The organism is Methylophilus methylotrophus DSM 46235 = ATCC 53528 (genome assembly GCF_000378225.1).
Taxonomy (GTDB): Bacteria; Pseudomonadota; Gammaproteobacteria; order Burkholderiales; family Methylophilaceae; genus Methylophilus; species Methylophilus methylotrophus.
In genome coordinates this window covers 702888-722683 of sequence record NZ_KB905141.1, presented here as the reverse complement: position 1 = coordinate 722683, position 19796 = coordinate 702888, and the positions used below count along the sequence as shown (strand labels likewise).

General features: G+C 45.5%; 21 protein-coding genes and 1 tRNA gene. 20 read left to right on the top strand and 2 right to left on the bottom strand.

The features are described from left to right. Positions 1 to 101: 101 nt before the first annotated feature. The 20 genes from F463_RS0103445 to rnhB all read left to right on the top strand — a co-directional run bounded on the left by F463_RS0103445 (position 102) and on the right by rnhB (position 18040). The gene (locus tag F463_RS0103445; RefSeq protein WP_018985654.1) at positions 102 to 500 is read left to right on the top strand and encodes a hypothetical protein; all 399 of its coding nucleotides are present in this window, start codon (positions 102 to 104) and stop codon (positions 498 to 500) included. 2 nt (positions 501 to 502) lie between these two features. Then, positions 503 to 766 (top strand): hypothetical protein, encoded by a 264-nt coding sequence (locus F463_RS0103440; protein ID WP_018985653.1) that lies wholly within the window; start codon positions 503 to 505, stop codon positions 764 to 766. Between the two features lie 263 nt (positions 767 to 1029). Beyond that, positions 1030 to 1869, top strand: coding sequence for a DNA adenine methylase (locus F463_RS0103435; protein ID WP_018985652.1), 840 nt, complete (start codon positions 1030 to 1032; stop codon positions 1867 to 1869). Further along, the gene (locus F463_RS0103430) at positions 1862 to 3142 is read left to right on the top strand and encodes a type II restriction enzyme (protein ID WP_018985651.1); all 1281 of its coding nucleotides are present in this window, start codon (positions 1862 to 1864) and stop codon (positions 3140 to 3142) included. The genes F463_RS0103435 and F463_RS0103430 overlap by 8 nt, the downstream gene beginning before the upstream one ends. Before the next feature lie 42 nt (positions 3143 to 3184). Beyond that, positions 3185 to 3261, top strand: a tRNA-Arg gene (locus tag F463_RS0103425). A 338-nt stretch (positions 3262 to 3599) separates the two neighbouring features. Next, entirely contained in the window at positions 3600 to 4346 is a 747-nt protein-coding gene (gene rpsB / locus F463_RS0103420) for a 30S ribosomal protein S2 (protein ID WP_018985650.1), read from the top strand. A gap of 146 nt (positions 4347 to 4492) precedes the next feature. Then, a complete protein-coding gene (gene tsf / locus F463_RS0103415) occupies positions 4493 to 5368 on the top strand; it encodes a translation elongation factor Ts (RefSeq protein ID WP_018985649.1) in 876 nt (291 codons plus the stop codon). A gap of 133 nt (positions 5369 to 5501) precedes the next feature. Continuing rightward, complete coding sequence (pyrH, locus tag F463_RS0103410) at positions 5502 to 6218, top strand: UMP kinase (protein ID WP_018985648.1); 717 nt, start codon at positions 5502 to 5504, stop codon at positions 6216 to 6218. 30 nt (positions 6219 to 6248) lie between these two features. Further along, a complete protein-coding gene (frr, locus tag F463_RS0103405; RefSeq protein ID WP_018985647.1) occupies positions 6249 to 6806 on the top strand; it encodes a ribosome recycling factor in 558 nt (185 codons plus the stop codon). A gap of 27 nt (positions 6807 to 6833) precedes the next feature. Next, complete coding sequence (locus F463_RS0103400; protein ID WP_018985646.1) at positions 6834 to 7592, top strand: undecaprenyl pyrophosphate synthase; 759 nt, start codon at positions 6834 to 6836, stop codon at positions 7590 to 7592. Positions 7593 to 7594: 2 nt separating this feature from the next. Beyond that, positions 7595 to 8422: a phosphatidate cytidylyltransferase gene (locus F463_RS0103395; protein WP_026295267.1), complete on the top strand. Its 828-nt coding sequence runs from the start codon at positions 7595 to 7597 to the stop codon at positions 8420 to 8422. A 9-nt stretch (positions 8423 to 8431) separates the two neighbouring features. Next, complete coding sequence (gene ispC / locus F463_RS0103390; RefSeq protein WP_018985644.1) at positions 8432 to 9640, top strand: 1-deoxy-D-xylulose-5-phosphate reductoisomerase; 1209 nt, start codon at positions 8432 to 8434, stop codon at positions 9638 to 9640. Continuing rightward, a complete protein-coding gene (gene rseP, locus F463_RS0103385; RefSeq protein WP_018985643.1) occupies positions 9637 to 10995 on the top strand; it encodes an RIP metalloprotease RseP in 1359 nt (452 codons plus the stop codon). Before ispC ends, rseP begins: the two co-directional genes overlap by 4 nt. A gap of 62 nt (positions 10996 to 11057) precedes the next feature. Next, the gene (bamA, locus tag F463_RS0103380) at positions 11058 to 13328 is read left to right on the top strand and encodes an outer membrane protein assembly factor BamA (RefSeq protein WP_018985642.1); all 2271 of its coding nucleotides are present in this window, start codon (positions 11058 to 11060) and stop codon (positions 13326 to 13328) included. 40 nt (positions 13329 to 13368) lie between these two features. Next, entirely contained in the window at positions 13369 to 13869 is a 501-nt protein-coding gene (locus F463_RS0103375; RefSeq protein ID WP_026295265.1) for an OmpH/Skp family outer membrane protein, read from the top strand. Between the two features lie 48 nt (positions 13870 to 13917). Continuing rightward, positions 13918 to 14976, top strand: a complete 1059-nt coding sequence (gene lpxD, locus F463_RS0103370) for a UDP-3-O-(3-hydroxymyristoyl)glucosamine N-acyltransferase (protein WP_018985640.1) — start codon at positions 13918 to 13920, stop codon at positions 14974 to 14976. 8 nt (positions 14977 to 14984) lie between these two features. Continuing rightward, positions 14985 to 15449, top strand: coding sequence for a 3-hydroxyacyl-ACP dehydratase FabZ (gene fabZ / locus F463_RS0103365; protein WP_018985639.1), 465 nt, complete (start codon positions 14985 to 14987; stop codon positions 15447 to 15449). 43 nt (positions 15450 to 15492) lie between these two features. Further along, entirely contained in the window at positions 15493 to 16272 is a 780-nt protein-coding gene (gene lpxA / locus F463_RS0103360; RefSeq protein ID WP_018985638.1) for an acyl-ACP--UDP-N-acetylglucosamine O-acyltransferase, read from the top strand. A 12-nt stretch (positions 16273 to 16284) separates the two neighbouring features. Further along, complete coding sequence (gene lpxB / locus F463_RS0103355; RefSeq protein ID WP_026295264.1) at positions 16285 to 17448, top strand: lipid-A-disaccharide synthase; 1164 nt, start codon at positions 16285 to 16287, stop codon at positions 17446 to 17448. A 4-nt stretch (positions 17449 to 17452) separates the two neighbouring features. Next, positions 17453 to 18040 carry a ribonuclease HII gene (rnhB, locus tag F463_RS0103350; RefSeq protein WP_018985636.1) on the top strand — a complete coding sequence of 196 codons (588 nt, stop codon included), beginning with the start codon at positions 17453 to 17455 and terminating at the stop codon, positions 18038 to 18040. A 70-nt stretch (positions 18041 to 18110) separates the two neighbouring features. Here rnhB and fdxA read toward each other — a convergent pair whose 3' ends face one another. Together fdxA and cysN are read right to left on the bottom strand one after the other, a co-directional pair. Next, positions 18111 to 18434 carry a ferredoxin FdxA gene (fdxA, locus tag F463_RS0103345; protein WP_018985635.1) on the bottom strand — a complete coding sequence of 108 codons (324 nt, stop codon included), beginning with the start codon at positions 18432 to 18434 and terminating at the stop codon, positions 18111 to 18113. 86 nt (positions 18435 to 18520) lie between these two features. Further along, on the bottom strand, positions 18521 to 19795 hold the full coding sequence (gene cysN / locus F463_RS0103340; protein WP_018985634.1) for a sulfate adenylyltransferase subunit CysN: 1275 nt from the start codon (positions 19793 to 19795) through the stop codon (positions 18521 to 18523). Position 19796 lies beyond the last annotated feature (1 nt).

Here is a 19796-nt window from a genome sequence, read left to right as displayed (position 1 = left end):
TGTAAACATTTTTAAAATGTGTTAACATTATTTCTTTAGCGAAGAACCCACCAATCGGGTAAAGGAGAAACAAAACTAAACTTGAAATAAAGGAAATAATTATGCAAGCAATTACAAAACACCCGATCTATGGTGATTTATTTAGAGATGTTTTAAGAAGTAATAAAGGAATTAACTTAGCTAGTAATAACAATCATATATTAAAAGCTCTTGTTAATAGTGAGACCTTAGATAAATTTCTAAAATTCCAGAAAAAACTAAAAGACTTAAAATTAAAGCTTATACATTTCAGTATTGGCTTCAACTCCGAAACTGATAAATATCAATTAGTTTATGAGATTGAAAGCAAAATCCACAGCAATTCCCCTGCAAGAGTTGATAGGTTCTTAGATATCAATCTCCCTTTCGTATTCATTCCTAGCTTAGTTAATGACATTGTTAACTCAGCTTTAAATGATATTCCTTTTCCTTTGCTTGTTGAAGTTTCGGAAGGGAATTGATAATGAATAAAAATAAAAAATATCATGGTTATTCAAAGCAGCAATTCTTAATGTGTTGTGCTAAAAACATTATTCTTAAAGTTCCATATGAGCAAGATTACTTGTTATTAAATTATGGTCCTATGATTAGTGAGGTATTGATTAATTACCTAAGGGCAACAACGAAAGATAATTTAGAAATGATTTATCAAAATCAATTTGAGTTCAAAATGAAATTTGACGAATTGAATAATGTTTTCAATTATAAGTTTGATTATTATCATTAATGTTGTTTAGTGTGGAGAAATAACCTTAACCACATACCCACAACACACCCCACACTTTGAGATAGCTTGTTGGCTTCTCAGTGTGGTTTTTTATTATGGATATGCTGGATAAGCTGTAAGCTATTCTTGTATAAGCAATTTACGACAAAAGCCTTGTAAACATTGAGTTTTAAGTCATAATTTTTTGTTGTTCAGGTGCTACCAGAGCGCTTGTAAAAACTGTAATTGTGTTACAGTTTCGCCTGTAAATTGAGAGTGATAAAATGGCGAAAAACAAGCTTATAACCCCATTTGTTAAATGGGTGGGAGGTAAAAGACAGTTGATTGATCAAATCAAGCCTGTCTTACCCAAAGACATAGCTAAGCTTAAATATTTTGAGCCATTTATTGGTGGGGGAGCAGTGTTTTTCCACCTGCAAAATAAACACTCCATAATCAACGATTTTAATGCTGACCTGGTTAATGCCTACAATGTTGTTAAAAACAACTTAGACGACCTTATAGAAAGCTTGAAGAAGCACGAGAACACTTCTACATACTTCTATAAAATTCGTGAGCTAGACCGAGATAAAAGTTTTGCTGACCTTTCAGCAGTAGAGAAAGCTTCAAGATTAATTTACCTCAATAAAACCTGTTTCAATGGATTGTATCGGGTTAATAATTCAGGTGAGTTTAATAGTCCATTCGGCAACTATAAAAACCCTAATATTGTGAATGAGCCTGTATTAAAGGCTGTTAGCAAGTTTTTAGCTGAGCAGGATATAACAATACTCAATGGTGATTATGCCGAAGCTGTTAAATCTGCTGACGAAAAATCTTTTGTTTATTTTGACCCGCCATATCACCCAGTATCCGAAAGCTCAAACTTTACTGGATATGTTCAAGGTGGCTGGCAAGAAGCTGATCAAATACGATTGAAAGAAGTGTGTGACGATTTAACAAAAAGAAATGTTAAATTTTTGCTGTCTAATTCAAGCACTCAGTTTATTAAAGATCTCTACAAAGATTACACAATTGACATAATTCAAGCTAATCGTGCAATTAATTCAGTAGCAGATAAACGAGGTGCGGTTGACGAAGTTTTAATTAGAAACTATGAGTGAAACTAATCTTAATCAATTAGCTTGGACATCGTTATTTGAAAAATACGATATTTTCAATCAATTAGAAACACATAATTTCTTTAATATCACCTCTACACAAATAAACCAATTTCGTGAAGCAAGGTTAATGACTAAGTTTGATAATACTAGTCAACTTCCTAATATTTTTTCTAAAAATGGTATTGGAATATTGCCAACCTCTCGTGGCTCTTACACATTAGGAAAATTTAATATTTTCCATAAATTTGAAGAAATACCAGAAGAAGTAGAGCATTATAGATTTTGCAATATTTATGAAAGCCTAGATTTCAATAATATTAGTTCGGAGTCAACAGCTATAAGCTGCGCTTCTATATCAAAAATATTAGACGATTTTATTGGTGAAGAATTAGTTTCAACTGTTTCAGGCAGAATGGGAACAAGCACTTTTGAATTCAGTTTAGATAAATTTCATACTAAAAAAATCACAGTTGAAAAAGCACAAATTGAAATTGACGGAGGATATGAAGGCGAAAAATCTTTTGTATTGATTGAAGCTAAAAACTACATATCCGACGATTTCATTATTAGACAGCTTTATTATCCATTTAGAAAATGGAAAGAAACAATTCAAAAAGAGGTAAAAAATGTTTACCTCACTTATTCAAATGGAGTATTTGAATTAAGAGAGTATGCTTTTACAGATATTGAAGGCTATAACTCTATCTATCTCGTTAAAAGTAAGAGGTATGCTATTTACAATATTGTGATCAATGTTGAAATAATACAGCAATTAATTTTAGCTACTGCCATAGAGCCAGAGCCATTAGATACACCTTTCCCACAAGCCGACTCTTTTGAAAGAGTAATCAATTTATGTGAATTGATTAACACTTCCGAAATATTGAGCAAAGACGAAATTACAGAAAACTACGACTTTGACTCTCGGCAAACTGATTACTATTTGAATGCTTGCAAATATCTAGGCTTAACAGAAAAGGCATTTAAAGACGGTGGTATAGCTGCCTGTCTCAGTAGCAAAGGAAAAGCGATATTTAAAAAGGATATTAGCTCTCGTAGACTTGATTTTATTAAGCTGATATTGGCTAAAACCGTATTTAGAAAAACATTAGAGTTATATTTCAATAAAGCCAGCATGCCCACCAAAGACGAAGTTGTATTGATAATGAAAGAGTCAAAACTAAATAAAGTAACTTCCGAAGAAACATACAGCAGAAGAGCTTCTACTGTATTGGGCTGGACAAACTGGATAATTAATCAAATAGAAGAATAGTCATTGATTAATTACTCAGTAGTGTAAAATCTCGCTTTCTGTGTCCTCGTAGCTCAGTAGGATAGAGCGATTCCCTCCTAAGGAATAGGTCGCACGTTCGATTCGTGTCGAGGACGCCAATTTGACAAATTTGACAAAAAAATCAGAAACTTTCTAATTTATTTGACAAAAATTTGACAAAAAAACAAAGATTGAATTTGAATTAATGTTTTAAAACAAATGGTTGGCGATTTTTGAACCAAACCCTCCTAAGGGCTAGTTTCAGGTTCGAGTCCTGACGGGGACGCCAGTCCGCAATGGAAAGTTAGTTAAGTGCTTGAAAACAAGCGTTTTCTACCATATAATTGCGGATTGACTTTTTTGTCAATTAACTTTGCATGTACTCACATAGGGTGCCCTTTAAGGGTGTTATTGAGTACGTGTTTATGAATAACCCTTTGAATGGAAAGATAAAATCATGTCCGTGACTATGCGTCAAATGCTGGAGGCCGGTGTTCACTTTGGCCACCAAACCCGTTACTGGAACCCAAAAATGGCCGAGTTCATTTTTGGTGATCGTAACAAAATTCATATTGTAAACCTGGAAAAGACCCTGCCACTGTTTGAAGAAGCACAGAAATACGTGCGCACACTGGCAGCCAACAAAGGTCGTATTCTGTTTGTGGGCACCAAGCGCCAAGCCCGCGACATCGTCAAAGAAGAAGCTCAACGCGCTGGTTGTGCATACGTCAATCACCGCTGGTTGGGTGGTATGTTGACTAACTTCAAAACTGTTAAACAGTCTATCAAGCGTCTGCAAGACTTTGAAGCCATGATGATTGATGGCAGTATCGACAAGTTCGGTAAAAAAGAAGCATTGGGCATCAAGCGCGAAATCGAAAAGCTTGAGCGTTCAATTGGTGGTATTAAAGAGATGGGTGGCTTGCCAGATGCTATTTTCGTGATTGACGTTGGTCATGAAAGCGGTGCGATCACTGAAGCTCGCAAACTGGGTATCCCAGTGATTGGTATCGTCGATACTAACAACTCTCCAGACGGCATCACTTATGTGATTCCTGGTAACGATGACTCATCACGCGCAATTCGTCTGTATGCACGTGGTATGGCAGACGCAGTACTGGAAGGTCGTGCGAATGCGATTTCTGAAATCGTGAAAGCTGCCCAGGAAGAAACAGCACCAGTGGCTGAGGCGACTGCCGAGTAATCACTCGCTGCTGACAAAGGGGCGCTGCGCCCCTTTTTTCTATTGCATGGCATGCAATATGACTGACACACAGTCGGTGTATTGTAGAGAAAAGAATTCTTAGATAAATCCTCTAATAGCAGGAATCCTAATAAAAGGAGTAATAAATGGCTGAAATTACCGCAAGCATGGTGAAAGACTTACGTGAGCGCACTGATGCTCCAATGATGGACTGTAAAAAAGCACTGACAGAAGCCGAAGGCGATATGACCCGTGCGGAAGAAATTTTGCGTGTGCGTTTTGGTAACAAAGCAAGCAAAGCTGCTGGCCGCGTGGCCGCTGAAGGGACTGTTGGTATCAGCATCACTGCTGATGGCAAACTGGGTACCTTGATTGAAGTGAACTCAGAAACTGACTTCTGTGCCAAAAACGAAGAGTTCCTGAAGTTCGTTGGTGAGTTGGCACAAGTGGTCAACGAAAACAATCCAGCCAACATCGAAGCGGTTGCTAATGCACCTATGCGTGGCGAAACTGCTGAAGCAGTGCGCGCACAGCTGGTTGGTAAAATCGGTGAAAACATCACTCCGCGACGTTTTGTACGTGCACAAGCACAAGGCAAACTTTATAGCTACGTACACGGCAGCAAAATTGGTGTGTTGGTTGACCTGGTGGGTGGTGATGAGGCTTTGGGTAAAGATATTGCGATGCACATTGCCGCTGCTAAACCTAAATCACTGGATGCCAGCGGTGTAGACGCTGCATTGATTGAAGCTGAGCGCCGCGTTGCGATTGAGAAAGCAAAAGAAGCGGGCAAGCCTGATGCCATGCTGGAAAAAATTGCTGAAGGTACCGTGCAGAAGTTCCTGAAAGAAGTCACGTTGCTGAGCCAGGCTTTTGTCAAAGATGACAAAGTGACTATCGAGCAGTTGTTGAAATCTAAAGGTGCTTCCGTTGCTTCGTTCACCATGTATACCGTTGGTGAAGGCATTGAAAAAGCAGTGGTTGACTATGCTGCTGAAGTGGCTGCTGCTGCCAAAGTTTAATCGTTATTAAACGATGGACAGGAAAAGTGGAATCCAAGGATTCCACTTTTTTTATGGCTCACGGGTCGGTTTACGGCCCAAAAAACCTTGTTTTGTGATTAAATAAGCACATTTTGAGTTTGGGAAAATAACGATGGCACAACCTGTTTTCAAGCGCGTTCTCCTTAAATTATCCGGTGAGGCGCTGATGGGTGATGATGCATATGGAATCAATCGCGAAACAGTCAATGCGATAGTTGGGCAGATCAAAGAAATTGTCGATATGGGCGTGCAAGTCGGTATCGTGATTGGTGGAGGTAACATTTTTCGTGGTGTCGCACCTGCTGCCGAAGGCATGGATAGGGCAAATGCCGATTACATGGGCATGCTAGCCACAGTCATGAATGCGATGGCACTGCAGGATGCCATGAAGCATGCCGGCGTGCCAGCGCGTGTGCAAAGTGCGTTGAATATTGAAGCAGTCGCAGAGCCTTATATCCGTGGCAAGGCTATTCGCTACCTTGAAGAAGGTAAAGTAGTCATTTTTGGTGCTGGTACGGGTAATCCATTTTTCACCACCGATACTGCAGCGGCTTTGCGTGGCGTTGAAATCGATGCCGAAATCGTGTTGAAAGCCACCAAGGTTGATGGCATCTATACGGCTGATCCGAAAAAAGATCCGTCAGCGACGCGGTATGATCAGGTCTCGTATGACGAGGCAATTAATAAAAACTTAAAGGTGATGGATGCGACAGCTTTTACGCTTTGTCGTGACCAGAAAATGCCGATTGCTGTCTTCAGCATTTTTAAAGAAGGGGCACTCAAGAGCGTCATCTTAGGTGAGAATGAAGGAACACGCGTCAGGGCTTAAGCCGGACGCTGGCGTTATGGAGAAACAATAATGGTTGAAGATATTAAAAAATCTGCTGAGCAGAAAATGCAAAAGTCCCTGGAGGCTTTGAAAACTGATTTGGCTAAAGTCCGTACAGGACGTGCGCATGCTGGTTTGCTCGACCACGTGATGGTCGAGTATTACGGTTCCATGGTGGCGATTAACCAAGTGGCTAACGTCAACCTTGGCGATGCGCGTACGATTAACGTTCAGCCCTATGAAAAAAACATGATTGCGAAAGTTGAAAAAGCTATCCGCGATAGTGATTTGGGCCTGAACCCAGCCACAAATGGTGACTTGATCCGTGTCCCTATGCCTATGCTGACTGAAGAGCGTAGGCGTGACCTGACCAAAATTGTGCGTAATGAAGGTGAAGGCGCTAAAGTGGCGATCCGCAATGTGCGTCGTGATGCCAACGATGCCTTGAAAAAACTCATCAAGGATAAAGCGATTTCTGAAGATGATGAGCGCCGTGCCCAGGATGAGGTTCAAAAGATGACCGACAAGGCCGTGGCTGAAGTTGACAAAATCCTGCAACAAAAAGAAGCTGACTTGATGGCTGTGTAACAGCCATCAACGCGAACGGAAGCTGTTTTGGGTTTATTCTCCAGTTCTACCAAAGAGGTCCCGCCAATTCAAGAGGTGCCACAACATGTGGCTGTCATTATGGATGGCAACGGGCGTTGGGCCAAAAAACGCTTTTTACCGCGCGTGGCAGGTCATCAACGCGGTTTAGAGTCGGTGCGTGCCATGGTGAAGGCTTGTGTCCGCCTGGATATCAAGTACCTGACGCTGTTTGCATTTAGCAGTGAGAACTGGCGCCGACCTCCCGAGGAGGTTACTTTCCTGATGAGCTTGTTTCTGGAGGCGCTGGACCGCGAAGTCAAAAAACTGCATGAAGCCAACGTGATTTTGAAGCTGATTGGCGATCGTTCAGCTTTTAATGCCACCTTGCAGCAAAAGATGCTTGAAGCGGAGCAGAAAACAGCAGCGAACACAGGATTGACCCTGACGATTGCTGTCAATTATGGCGGGCGCTGGGATGTAGTGCATGCGGTTAACCAGTTATTGCAGGCGCAACCAGACCTCAAACAGATACAAGAATCAGATTTAACGCCATATCTTTCCATGCCTTATGCGCCTGAGCCTGATCTATTCATCCGCACCGGTGGCGAGACACGTATCAGTAACTTTCTGTTGTGGCAACTGGCCTATACCGAGCTTTATTTCACATCCACCTTATGGCCGGACTTTGATGATGCAGCATTTGAAGCGGCATTAAGTTCTTACCGTCAGCGTGAACGCCGTTTTGGGCGCACCAGTGAGCAACTGGTTGAGCCAAACGCTTCCTGATTATGCTAAAAACCCGAATTCTTACTGCCATAGTACTGTTGGGATTATTTTTACCCGCTTTGTTTTGGCTACCTTTGCTGGCGTGGGCCTCAATCATGTTAGGTCTCACGCTGATTTGCTTGAGTGAGTGGGCAGGGTTCCTGCAGTTGAGTAAGTCGCAGACCCATGTTTACCTGGCTGTCTCTGCTTTGCTGGGGCTGGCGATGTTATTTTTATTGCCGCAGCTGGGCTTTCACTGGTTTTTTTATCATGCCTTGCAGGTGTTTGCGTTCGCAACCGCGTTCTGGTTGATTGTCGTGCCTGTCAGTTTGTTCTTTCATGTGTTCTCAAAAAATAAAGGAATGAATGCAATCATCGGCTGGGGGTTGATGATGTCTTTGTGGCTGGCATTGGTGGCGGCCAAAGAGGTTAACCCTTATGTGTTGCTAGTGATTATTTCCACGATCTGGCTGGCCGATAGTGCAGCCTATTTTGCTGGCAAGCAGTTTGGACGACATAAGCTGGCGCCAGCCATCAGTCCTGGTAAAACCTGGGAAGGCGTATTCGGCGCCTTGCTGGCAGTGGCCATTTATGCCGCCGTACTCAAGATAACGGGTGCGGTGTCAACTTGGTGGATATTGCCTGGTTTGTGGCTGGTGACAGTTGCTGGTATCTATGGCGATTTGTTTGAGTCATTTTTCAAACGTCGCGCCAACCTGAAAGACAGCGGGCAATTTCTGCCCGGACATGGTGGATTGCTGGATCGCGTTGATGGCGTGATTCCAGCCTTACCTATTGGCATGTGCCTTCTGTTCTGGTTTCATTACTGGCAACAGGCTTATTCGTTTTAAGAGGTTATTTTGCAATACGTCACCATACTTGGCAGCACTGGCACCATCGGTCAGCAGACGCTGGATGTGATTTCACAGCATCCAGGGCGCTATGGCGTGTTCGCGTTGGCTGCGCACAGTAATGTGGATGCTATGTTGCAGCAGTGTGCAACATACAAACCTCGCTATGCCGTGATGCAGGACAAGGATGCCGCGCAGCTATTGCGTCAGCGCGTACAGGCCGAACAATTGAAAGTCGAAGTACTGGCCGGCGTTGAGGGATTAACCTTGGTGTCTGCCCATGCCGAAGTAACTATTGTCATGGCAGCCATTGTGGGTGCTGCAGGCTTGTTACCTGCGCTGGCTGCTGCAAAAGCGGGTAAAAAAATCCTGCTGGCTAATAAAGAAACCCTGGTGATGGCCGGTCAGTTGTTTATGGATGCTGTGAAACAGGGGCAAGCTACTTTGCTACCGATAGATAGCGAGCATAATGCCATTTTCCAGGTGATGCCAAAATTACCCTATGATGAGTTGGCTGATGTCGGTGTTAATCAGATTATCCTCACTGCTTCTGGCGGGCCTTTCCGCACTTATAGTCAGCTACAGCTGCAACAGGTGACCCCAGCCCTCGCGTTAAAACACCCTAACTGGGTGATGGGTGCAAAAATTACTATCGACTCTTCTACGCTCATGAATAAGGGGCTGGAAGTGATTGAAGCACATTGGTTGTTTGATGCACGCCCAGACCAGATTGATGTGGTCGTGCATCCGCAAAGTGTGATTCATTCCATGGTGTCATACGTTGATGGCAGTATTCTTGCGCAGCTGGGTAATCCTGATATGCGTACCCCGATTGCTTATGGCTTGGCTTATCCTGAGCGCATCGCTTCTGGCGTGAAACCGCTGAGCTTGATAGAGGTGGCCAGGTTGGAGTTTGAAGCGCCAGATACGCAACGTTTTCCATGCCTGAAATTGGCTTATGATGCATTGGCTGCTGGAGGCACTGGACCCGCGATGCTCAATGCAGCAAATGAAGTGGCCGTCGCCGCATTTTTACGCGAACAAATCCAGTATTTGGATATTCCGGCACTGATCAATGCCACTCTGCAGAAATTGTCCATCGAAACCGTGCAGTCGATTGAGCAACTGCTGCTTGTGGATAGCCAGGCCAGGGCTTATGTGCAAGCACTCATCTCAAAAATGACTGTTAAACCTGTACGCAAGGTTGCCAGCGTATGACATCAGTCCTGGCGTTTATTGTTGCTATAGGTGTCCTGGTCACTATCCATGAATTTGGCCATTACCTGGCTGCACGCAGTTGCGGTATACGCGTCCTCAAGTTCTCTATCGGCTTCGGCAAGCCGATATTCAAATATCAGGCGAACCCTCAATCCACGCAGTGGATATTATCCTGGATCCCGCTGGGTGGGTACGTCAAAATGCTGGATAGCCGTGAACATGAATCTGTGTCCGCGCAGGTGGATTGGTCGCAGGCATTTGACCGCCAAAGCATCGCTGCCAAAATGTGGGTGGTCTTTGCCGGGCCATTCGCTAATTTATTACTGGCATTTGTCTGCTACTGGGGCTTGATTGCCCAGGGCGAGGTGGGACTGAAACCCTATATTGGCCCGGTAGAGCCAGGCTCATTGGCGGCCCAGGCAAAATTACGCCAGGGTGATCTGATTGTTTCGCTGGATGGCAAGCCGCTCGAAACCTGGCAGGAAGCCCAATGGCATATGTTGGAGAACTGGGTTGCCCATCGATCAGTGCTTGTGTTGACCAAAACTGCACAAGGCGATGTACATCAGCATGTGCTGCCTTTAAATCGCTTGCCAGGTGACCCTGATGGCGAAGTCATGCAAAAAGCTGGTCTGACTGTATTAATGCCTGTTGTCCCGGCAGTGATTGGTGAAGTCATCCCTGGTTCAGTTGCTGAGAAAAGCGGTCTCCAGACCGGTGACCGTATCCTTAAGGTAAATCAAAAAACAATTTCTGACTGGCAACAGTTTGTTAAAGTGGTGCGGGGTAATCCAGGTCAGCCGTTAAAAATAGAATACCAACGCGCTGAGAATTTGTACCAGGTAAAACTGCTGCCTGAAACAGTCCAGCAAGGTGGCCAGAAGGTCGGGCGCCTAGGTGCTGCGGTCAATATGGATGCAGTCGATCTCACACCATATCAGGTGATCCGTCATTACAGTGCGTCACAAGCAGCACTACGTGCAGTAGATAAAATGCATGAAACGATTGCTTTCACCCTTAATATGCTGGGGAAAATGATCACGGGTGAGGCTTCGCTTAAAGCCATCAGTGGCCCCGTCAGTATTGCAGATGCTGCGGGTGAATCTGCTGGGATGGGTATCAAGCCTTATATTGGGTTTATTGCCTTACTCAGCATCAGTATTGCAGTCATGAACCTGCTGCCGATTCCAGTATTGGATGGCGGCCATTTGTTGTATCATATGGCGGAATTGATTCGAGGAGAACCATTACCCGACAAGGTGCTGGCAATAGGACAGCGTTTGGGCCTGGGTATTTTGGGGGCATTGATGTTTATTGCTTTTTTTAATGACATCAATCGTTACCTGATTGGTTGAAAGTATAGTTAATGAGAATAAAATCCAGTTCCAAGTTGTGGTTGTGTTTGTTGGCGGGGGTGATGCACCTGAACGCACATGCGACAGAACCATTTGTCATTACCGATATCCGTGTTGAAGGTTTGCAACGTACAGAGCCCGGTACTGTCTTCAATTACCTGCCCATGCAGGTAGGCGATGTCATGAGCGATGAAAAAGCCGCACAGGCGATTAAGTCTCTCTATGCAACTGGCTTTTTCAAGGATGTACGGATTGAAAATGAAGGCGATGTACTGGTCGTGACTGTGCAGGAGCGTCCTTCTGTCACGCAAATTGATTTCAGCGGTAACAAGTCCTTTCAGACAGACAAAATCAAGGAAGGCTTGAAACAGATTGGTATTGCCGAAGGCCAGATTTTTGATAAATCGCAACTGGACAGGGCAGAGCAAGAAATCAAGCGACAATACCTGTCTCAGGGTAAATACAGCGCTGAGGTCAAGGCCACCGCCAGTCCGCTGGAACGTAACCGTGTTGCCATACGCTTCGAGATTACAGAAGGTCCCGCAGCAAAAATCCGCGATATCAATATCGTTGGCAACCATTTGTTTACCACAGAAGATTTGCGCGCCAACTTTTTGCTCACGACGCCAAACTGGATGAGCTGGTGGAACAAAGATGACCAGTATTCCAAACAAAAACTGACGGCCGATCTGGAAGCATTGCGTTCTTTTTACATGAACCAGGGTTATCTGGAGTTTTCCATCGACTCCACACAAGTGTCCATTTCTCCTGACAAGCGTGATGTCTATATCACCATCAACCTGACTGAAGGTGAAAAATACAATATCAGCAAGACCAAGCTGGCTGGCGATATGTTGCTGCCAGAGGAGGACTTGCGCAAGCTGATCAATATCCAGGATGGTGAAGTATTCAATCGCCAGAAGGTGACAGATGCCAGCAAGATCATTAACGACAAGCTGGGTGAAGAAGGTTATGCGTTTGCCAACGTGAATGCAGTCCCTGAAATCAACAAGCAGGAGCATACGGTTGCGTTTACCTTCTTTATTGATCCTGGCCGTAAAGTCTATGTCAGACGGATTAACGTGCAGGGCAACACCCGCACACGTGACTCCGTGGTCAGGCGTGAAATGCGCCAGATGGAATCTGCCTGGTACGCAGGGGATAAGATCAAGCGTTCCAAAGAACGTATCCAGCGCCTCAACTTTTTTGATAGTGTTGAGCTGGAAACGCCATCAGTGCCTGGGATCAATGACCAGGTGGATATGAATGTGACTGTGGCTGAAAAAGCGACGGGTAGTGTGCAGTTTGGTGCGGGTTTGTCGAGTAGTGATGGTGTCGTTCTGGGGTTCAATGTGAACCAGCCTAACTTCCTCGGCACGGGTAACCGTGTAGCCTTGCAAGTCAATACAAGTAGCTTCAATACGATTTATTCGTTGTCGTATACAGACCCTTATTACACACCAGATGGTATCAGCCGTGGCTTTGATATTTATCGTCGTGATGTGGATACTAGCCGTAGAAATTCAACCCAGCTGAATGTGGGTACCTATAACAGTCAGTCTTACGGTCTTGGCGTACGTTTTGGCATGCCGATGTCCGAAATGGACTTTATCAGTGCTGGTTTGACGCTGGACCTGACTGAAGTTGAACTTTCCGACAGTAGTCCGATTCAATACCTGAGATTCTGTGAAAACAGCAGTGGCTGTAGCAGTAATTCCATCGTATTCAATGCTGGCTGGACCTTCGATTCAAGGGATAATATCCTGTTCCCGCGCAGGGGTGTTTTACAGCGGCTGTCTGGCGATGTATCCATTCCTGGTCTTGATCTGCAATATTACAAAGTCAGTTATCAGCACAGCTGGTATAAAGACATGGGCAAAGACTTCACGCTGATGCTCAATGGGGAAGCTGGCTATGCTAATAGCTACGGCGGTAAAAACTATCCGTTCTTCAAAAACTTCTATGCCGGTGGCGTGAATAGTGTCCGTGGTTTCCTGAACTCTTCTTTAGGCCCGCGTGATATCAATCCAAGTTCAGGTTCTGACTTTGCTGTCGGTGGTACGAAGCGTTTTGTTGGTAATGTCGAATTATTTATGCCTGTGCCATTTGTCTCGCAATCCAATCAGTTCCGTTTGAGTGCGTTTGTGGATGGTGGTGGTGTATATGGTAAAGATGATTCAATTAACTCCGAATATTTGAGATTCTCCACCGGTGTGGGCGTGACTTGGGTCTCACCATTTGGACCATTGAAACTGGTCTTGGCCAAACCACTGAATGAGAAAGATTATGATGACACGCAAGTGCTGCAATTCCAGTTCGGGCAACAGTTCTAATGCTGCGAGAAGCTAAAACTGGTGTGAAGGGAGTCATTGCATGAGAAGTATATGGTTAGGATTTTTCTGCTTGTTACTATATGGTAGCCAAGCGACTGCTGCTGACTTCAAGGTTGGTTATGTGCAAGTGGACAAGTTGCTACAAGAGGCTCCCCAAACTGCTGAGACAGGCAAAAAGCTAGAGAAAGAATTCAGTCCGCGATCCTTGGAACTGGACAAGTTGCAAAAACAGATCCGTGACTTGGAATCACAACTGGACCATGACCGTGCAACGAGTATGAGTGAAGCTGAACGCCGTCAAAAAGAGCGCCAATTGAATAATTCACGCCTTGAATTCCAGAGTAAGCAGCGTGAGTTACGCGAGGATATCAACCTGCGCAAAAATGAAGAACTTGCCTTGTTGCAAGAGCGTATCAACAAGGCTGTACAGACAGTGGCCGAAAGTGAAGGTTATGATCTGGTTGCTTACAGCGGCGTGGCCTATGCCAGCAAGCGTATTGATATTACGGATAAAGTCCTCAAATTGCTGGGTAAAAAATAACCAGTCATCTTTTCACGTCAAGTTTTATTCTCAAGGACAGTCTTTTTTATGGCGCAACACTTTACATTACATGAGATAGTTGCGTCTCTGGGAGGGCAGGTTGATCTTGGTCAGCCTGAGCAAGCAAAGTCGCTGAAAATTTCACGGTTGGCCTCTTTAAAGCAGGCCAAACCTGGCATGATCAGTTTTTTTAATGATACAAAATATACGCAATTATTACAGGAGACGCAGGCTTCTGTCGTGATTTTGCGTCCAGAGCATCGTGCCTTGACTGGATTGCCATGTATCCTCACGGATAATCCCTACGCCTATTTCGCCAAACTGTCAGCCTTGATGAACCCACCCAGGCAATATATCAATCATGTGCATCCTAGCGCTGTGATCGGTTTTGATACGCATTTGCCATCCGAACGGACGATTGATGCCATGACGAGTATCGGTGACCGTGTCAAATTGGGTCATGGTGTGCGCATTGGTGCTGGCTGTGTGATTGAAGATGATGTCACGATTGGACCAAATACAGTATTGGAGCCGCGTGTTGTCATCAAGCATGGGACAATCATTGGTAGCCATTGCCATTTATTTTCTGGCTGTATCATTGGAAATGATGGTTTTGGTTATGCCGAAGAGCAGGGGCAATGGGTTAAAATACCACAAGTTGGCCGCGTCGTGATTGGTAACCATGTGGATATCGGTGCCAACACCACCGTGGACCGAGGGGCGCTTGATGATACCGTCATCGAGGATGGGGTTAAGTTGGACAATTTAATACAGGTCGCCCATAATGTCCGCATCGGTGCGCATACGGTCATTGCCGGATGTGTGGGCATTGCTGGCAGTGCCGAGATTGGCGCACATTGCAAAATAGGCGGTGCGGCCATGATTCTCGGCCATTTGCAGATCGTGGATGGTGTCACCATTTCGCCGGGTTCAATGATTATGCGTTCGATACAGCAAGCAGGCACCTATACGGCACTGATGCCATTCCAGAAACATGAAGACTGGTTACGGACAGCAGCAAATATCCGGCATTTGGAACAATATCAGCTGAGACTCAAGCAACTTGAGCAAGCACTAAGCAATATACAAAAATATTCGGAAGATTGAGAGAATTTATGGCTGAAAACACAATGAATAGCATGGATATTCATGAGATTCTGGAACACCTGCCGCACCGCTATCCATTTGTACTGGTTGACCGTGTCCTGTCTATGGAGCTAGGCAAAGAGATTACTGCCGTGAAAAACGTATCGGTCAATGAGCCTTATTTTCCCGGCCATTTTCCATACCACCCGGTGATGCCCGGTGTACTGATTGTTGAGGCAATGGCACAGGCGGCAGCCTTGCTGTCGTTTAAAACCATGGGTACCAAGCCCACCAATGATTCGGTTTATTATTTTGCCGGTATCGACAATGTGCGCTTTAAAAAACCCGTCTCTCCTGGCGACCAGATTATTCTGCACGTCAAGATAGACCGTATCCTGAAGGGGATCTGGAAATACATCGCCGTTGCCAAAGTGGGTGACGAAATCGTGGCAGAAGCCAATATGATGTGTATCCTCAAAGCCATTGAAAAATAATTTTTGACTAGCGTGTCCTGAAAGACACCTGGGACGCCTGAACATGCAAAACCTGATTCATCCTACCGCAATCATAGATCCTAAAGCCGAGCTGGATAGCTCGGTAGAAGTGGGCCCTTATACCACCATAGGAGCTGGCGTACGAATTGATGCCGGCACCAAGATAGCCTCACATGTCGTGATTGAAGGGCCTACCACCATAGGCAAACATAACGAGATCTTCCAGTTCTCTTCACTAGGTGCCAAGCCACAGGATAAAAAGTTCAAGGATGAACCTACCTTGCTCGAGATAGGTGATCACAATACTATCCGTGAATTTTGTACCTTCAACCGTGGGACAGTACAAGATAAAGGCACGACCAAAATTGGCAACCACAACTGGATCATGGCGTACGTGCATATTGCGCATGATTGCATCGTCGGTAACCATATCATCATGGCCAATAACTCTTCACTGGCTGGACATGTGACGATTTACGATCATGCCATTTTGGGTGGATTTACCCTGATTCACCAGTTCTGCCAGATTGGCGAGCATATTATTACTGCTGTTGGGTCTGTGGTTTTTAAAGACATCCCGCCTTACGTGACGGCAGCAGGATATGATGCCCAGCCACATGGCATCAATGCTGAAGGGCTTAAGCGCCGTGGCTTCAGTGCCGAAACCATACAGCAGATTAAGCGTGCTTATAAAGTGCTTTATCGTCAGGGCTTGTCGCTTGAAGAGGCCAAAGTGACCTTGGCGGATATGGAGAAATCATGCCCGGAAATTGGCCTGATGACCCGTTTTCTCGCGCAAACTACGCGCGGCATTGTGCGTTAAATAAAAAATCATATGGCAAAGATTGCAATGGTGGCGGGAGAGGCCTCCGGAGACTTGCTGGGCTATCACCTCATCCAGGAACTGAAATCACTCCATCCTGATGTGGAGATTTTCGGCATCGCAGGCCCCAAAATGATGAGTTTGGGGGCTAAATCTCTATTTCCGATCGAGCGGCTTTCCGTGCGTGGCTATCTTGAAGTGCTCAGGCATTTGTGGGGGCTGTTAAAGCTACGAAAGCAGCTTTACAAACAGATACTCGAAGCAAAGCCCGATGTTTTTATAGGCATAGATGCGCCAGACTTTAATTTCTGGCTGGAACGCAAACTTAAAGCCAAGGGCATTGCCACCATTCATTATGTCAGCCCATCAATATGGGCCTGGCGTAAAAATCGCATCCACAAGATCAAACGGTCGGTTTCACATATGCTGGCACTGTTTCCATTTGAACCACCGTTGTATCAGCAAGTCGGTGTGCCCGTGACCTATATTGGCCATCCTCTCGCGGATGCGTTGCCTATGGAGCCGAATGCGGGGCAGACCAGGGAAAAACTCAAATTGAAAAAAGACAGCGTGGTGATTGCCATGTTACCTGGTAGCCGGCAATCCGAAGTGAATTTCCATGCGGCACTGGTGCTTGAAACCGCGATTGTTTTTGACCGTCTGATGCGTGAGAATGGCAAGAAAGTGCAATTCCTCGTGCCATTGGTGACACGCGAGACTCGAGATATTTTCCAGAATGCCTGGCACCAATTGCTGACGCAGCAGCCAGAGACCAACATAGATTTGCAAATCATGTTTGGTCACGCACATGATGCCATGACGGCGGCGGATGCGGTATTGGTGGCATCAGGTACGGCGACACTGGAAGCTGCCTTACTGAAAAAGCCGATGGTCATTACCTATAAAATGTCCAATATGAGCTGGCAATTATTAAAACGGATGCGGTTGCAGCCTTATGTGGGACTGCCTAATATACTGGCTGGTGAATTTATTGTGCCTGAATTGTTGCAAAATGAAGCGACGCCTGAAAGCATTGCACAAACCTTGTATAACTTGTTGGCAGATAAAGCGGGTTTAACGATCTTGCAAGAAAAATACCGCAGCATTCATACCCAACTCAAGCAAAACAGCGCGCAGAAAGCGGCAGCGGTGGTTAAACAATTCTTAAGGGCCTGATCGTATGCATGTACTGTGTGGGATTGATGAAGCGGGCAGGGGGCCATTGGCTGGAGCTGTGTACGCCGCCGCCGTCATCTTGAATCCTTCCAGACCCATTAAAGGCCTGGCTGATTCAAAGAAACTATCTGAAGCCAAACGCGATTCATTGGCCATTGAAATCAAATCGCATGCGCTTGCTTGGGGCATTGCCAGTGCCAGCGCAAAGGAAATTGATACCATCAACATCCTGCAAGCCAGCATGCTCGCCATGCAACGTGCCTATCAGGCGATGGCGGACCAGTTTGGACTGCATGCGACGCTGATTCAGGTCGATGGTAATCGCACGCCTAAATTTCATTTGCCGTGTGAAGCGATTGTGCAAGGCGATAGCCTCGTCGCTGAAATTTCAGCGGCTTCTATTCTGGCTAAAACGGCCAGAGATGCGTCATTACTTGAACTGGATGCACAATATCCGCAGTACGGATTCGCGCAGCATAAAGGCTATCCCACCGCTTTACATCTGGAACGATTGGAAAAGTATGGCGTCACGCCAGAGCATAGACGCAGCTATGCACCTGTGAAAAAATTGATCAGTATCATGATTGAGTAGCTACTTGATCTGCCTAAAACAAAAAAGCCGCTTAAAGCGGCTTTTTTATTGTTAGTGTAGCAGTGTGTGCTCATTCAACCAGCAACTCAGTTTTCCCTGGTTTACCATTCATTTCATCTGCATTGGGCAGTGGTTCTTTACGCGCAGTAATCGTAGGCCATACGGTGGCTAGGCGCGCATTGAGCGCGATAAAGTGCTGCTGGTCCGCTGGCACATCGTCTTCCGAGAAAATGGCTTCTGCCGGGCATTCAGCGACGCACAGCGTACAGTCAATGCATTCGTCTGGATTGATCGCCAGGAAGTTTGGGCCTTCAACAAAGCAATCCACCGGGCACACATCTACGCAGTCGGTATATTTGCACTGAATACAATTTTCGGTTACTACATAAGTCATGTTTTAAATCCTTTGCCGGCTATTTCAGCCAAAACGATATTTTATTGCAATTTAGCTTAAATGACGATGTGTTGTGTTGTCATTCATCAAACAATCATGCCCGCACCAACAGTGTTATTACTGCTCTCGTCAATGACAATAAATGCCCCTGTGGCTCGGTTTTTGTCGTAGCTGTCTACCATGAGCGGCTGTGCCAGTTTGAAGCTGACGCGTGCAATATCATTCATTTTGAGGTCAGAGGTCGCTTGTTGTTCCAGGGTATTTACATCCACCTTGTATTGAATACTGCCAATCTTGGCTTTGGACTCACGTGTGGTGTGGCGCACGATATAAGTCCTGGCGGGGGAAAGTGGCGTCTCGGACAGCCAGCAGACGTGTGCTTCAATCTGCTTGACGGCTTCCGGTGCTTCACTGGTTTTAACGATCATGTCACCGCGGGAGGTATCGATTTCGTCTTCGAGTAACAGCGTGATACTTTGCTCCGTTTGCGCACTTTGCAATTGCTCGTTACCCAGCTGGATGGCTTTGACTTTGGATTGATAACCGTTAGGCAATACTGTCACCGAATCGCCAACAGCAATCGAACCTGATTCAACGCGGCCCATAAAGCCACGGAAGTCGTGCAACTCTGGATTCGCTGAATCATGTGGACGGCACACAAACTGCACTGGGAAACGGAATTTTTCTGCCTGATCGCTATGTGCGGCTGGAGCCGCTTCCAGGAGCTCGAGCAAGGTTTCGCCCTGGTACCAGTTCATATTGTCCAGGCGGTCTACCAACATGTCGCCATTGAGGGCAGACATCGGAATAAACTTGATGTCACGTGCTTGTGCCAGGCCAATTTCGCTGGCAAAGGTGATGTAGTCAGCCTTGATTTTTTCATAAGTGGCCTGGTCGTAGTTGACCAGGTCCATCTTATTCACGGCAACCACAATATGTGGAATCCCCACCAGGTGCGCCAGGTAACTGTGACGACGGGTTTGTGTCAGCACCCCTTTACGCGCATCAATCAGGATAATCGCCAGATTAGCGGTAGAGGCGGCAGTGACCATGTTACGCGTGTATTGCTCATGGCCGGGGGCATCGGCAATGATGTATTTACGCGTACCAGTACTAAAGTAACGGTAGGCGACGTCAATCGTAATGCCTTGTTCGCGCTCAGCCTGCAGGCCGTCGGTCAGCAATGACAGATCCACTGCTTCCATGCCGCGTTTTTGCGATGTGCGTGCAATATTATTGAGCGTATCTGCCAGAATGGTTTTTGTGTCATACAGCAAGCGGCCAATCAAGGTACTTTTACCATCATCCACGCTGCCGCAGGTCATAAAGCGCAGCAAAGAGTCGTTATGTTGAGTTGTCATA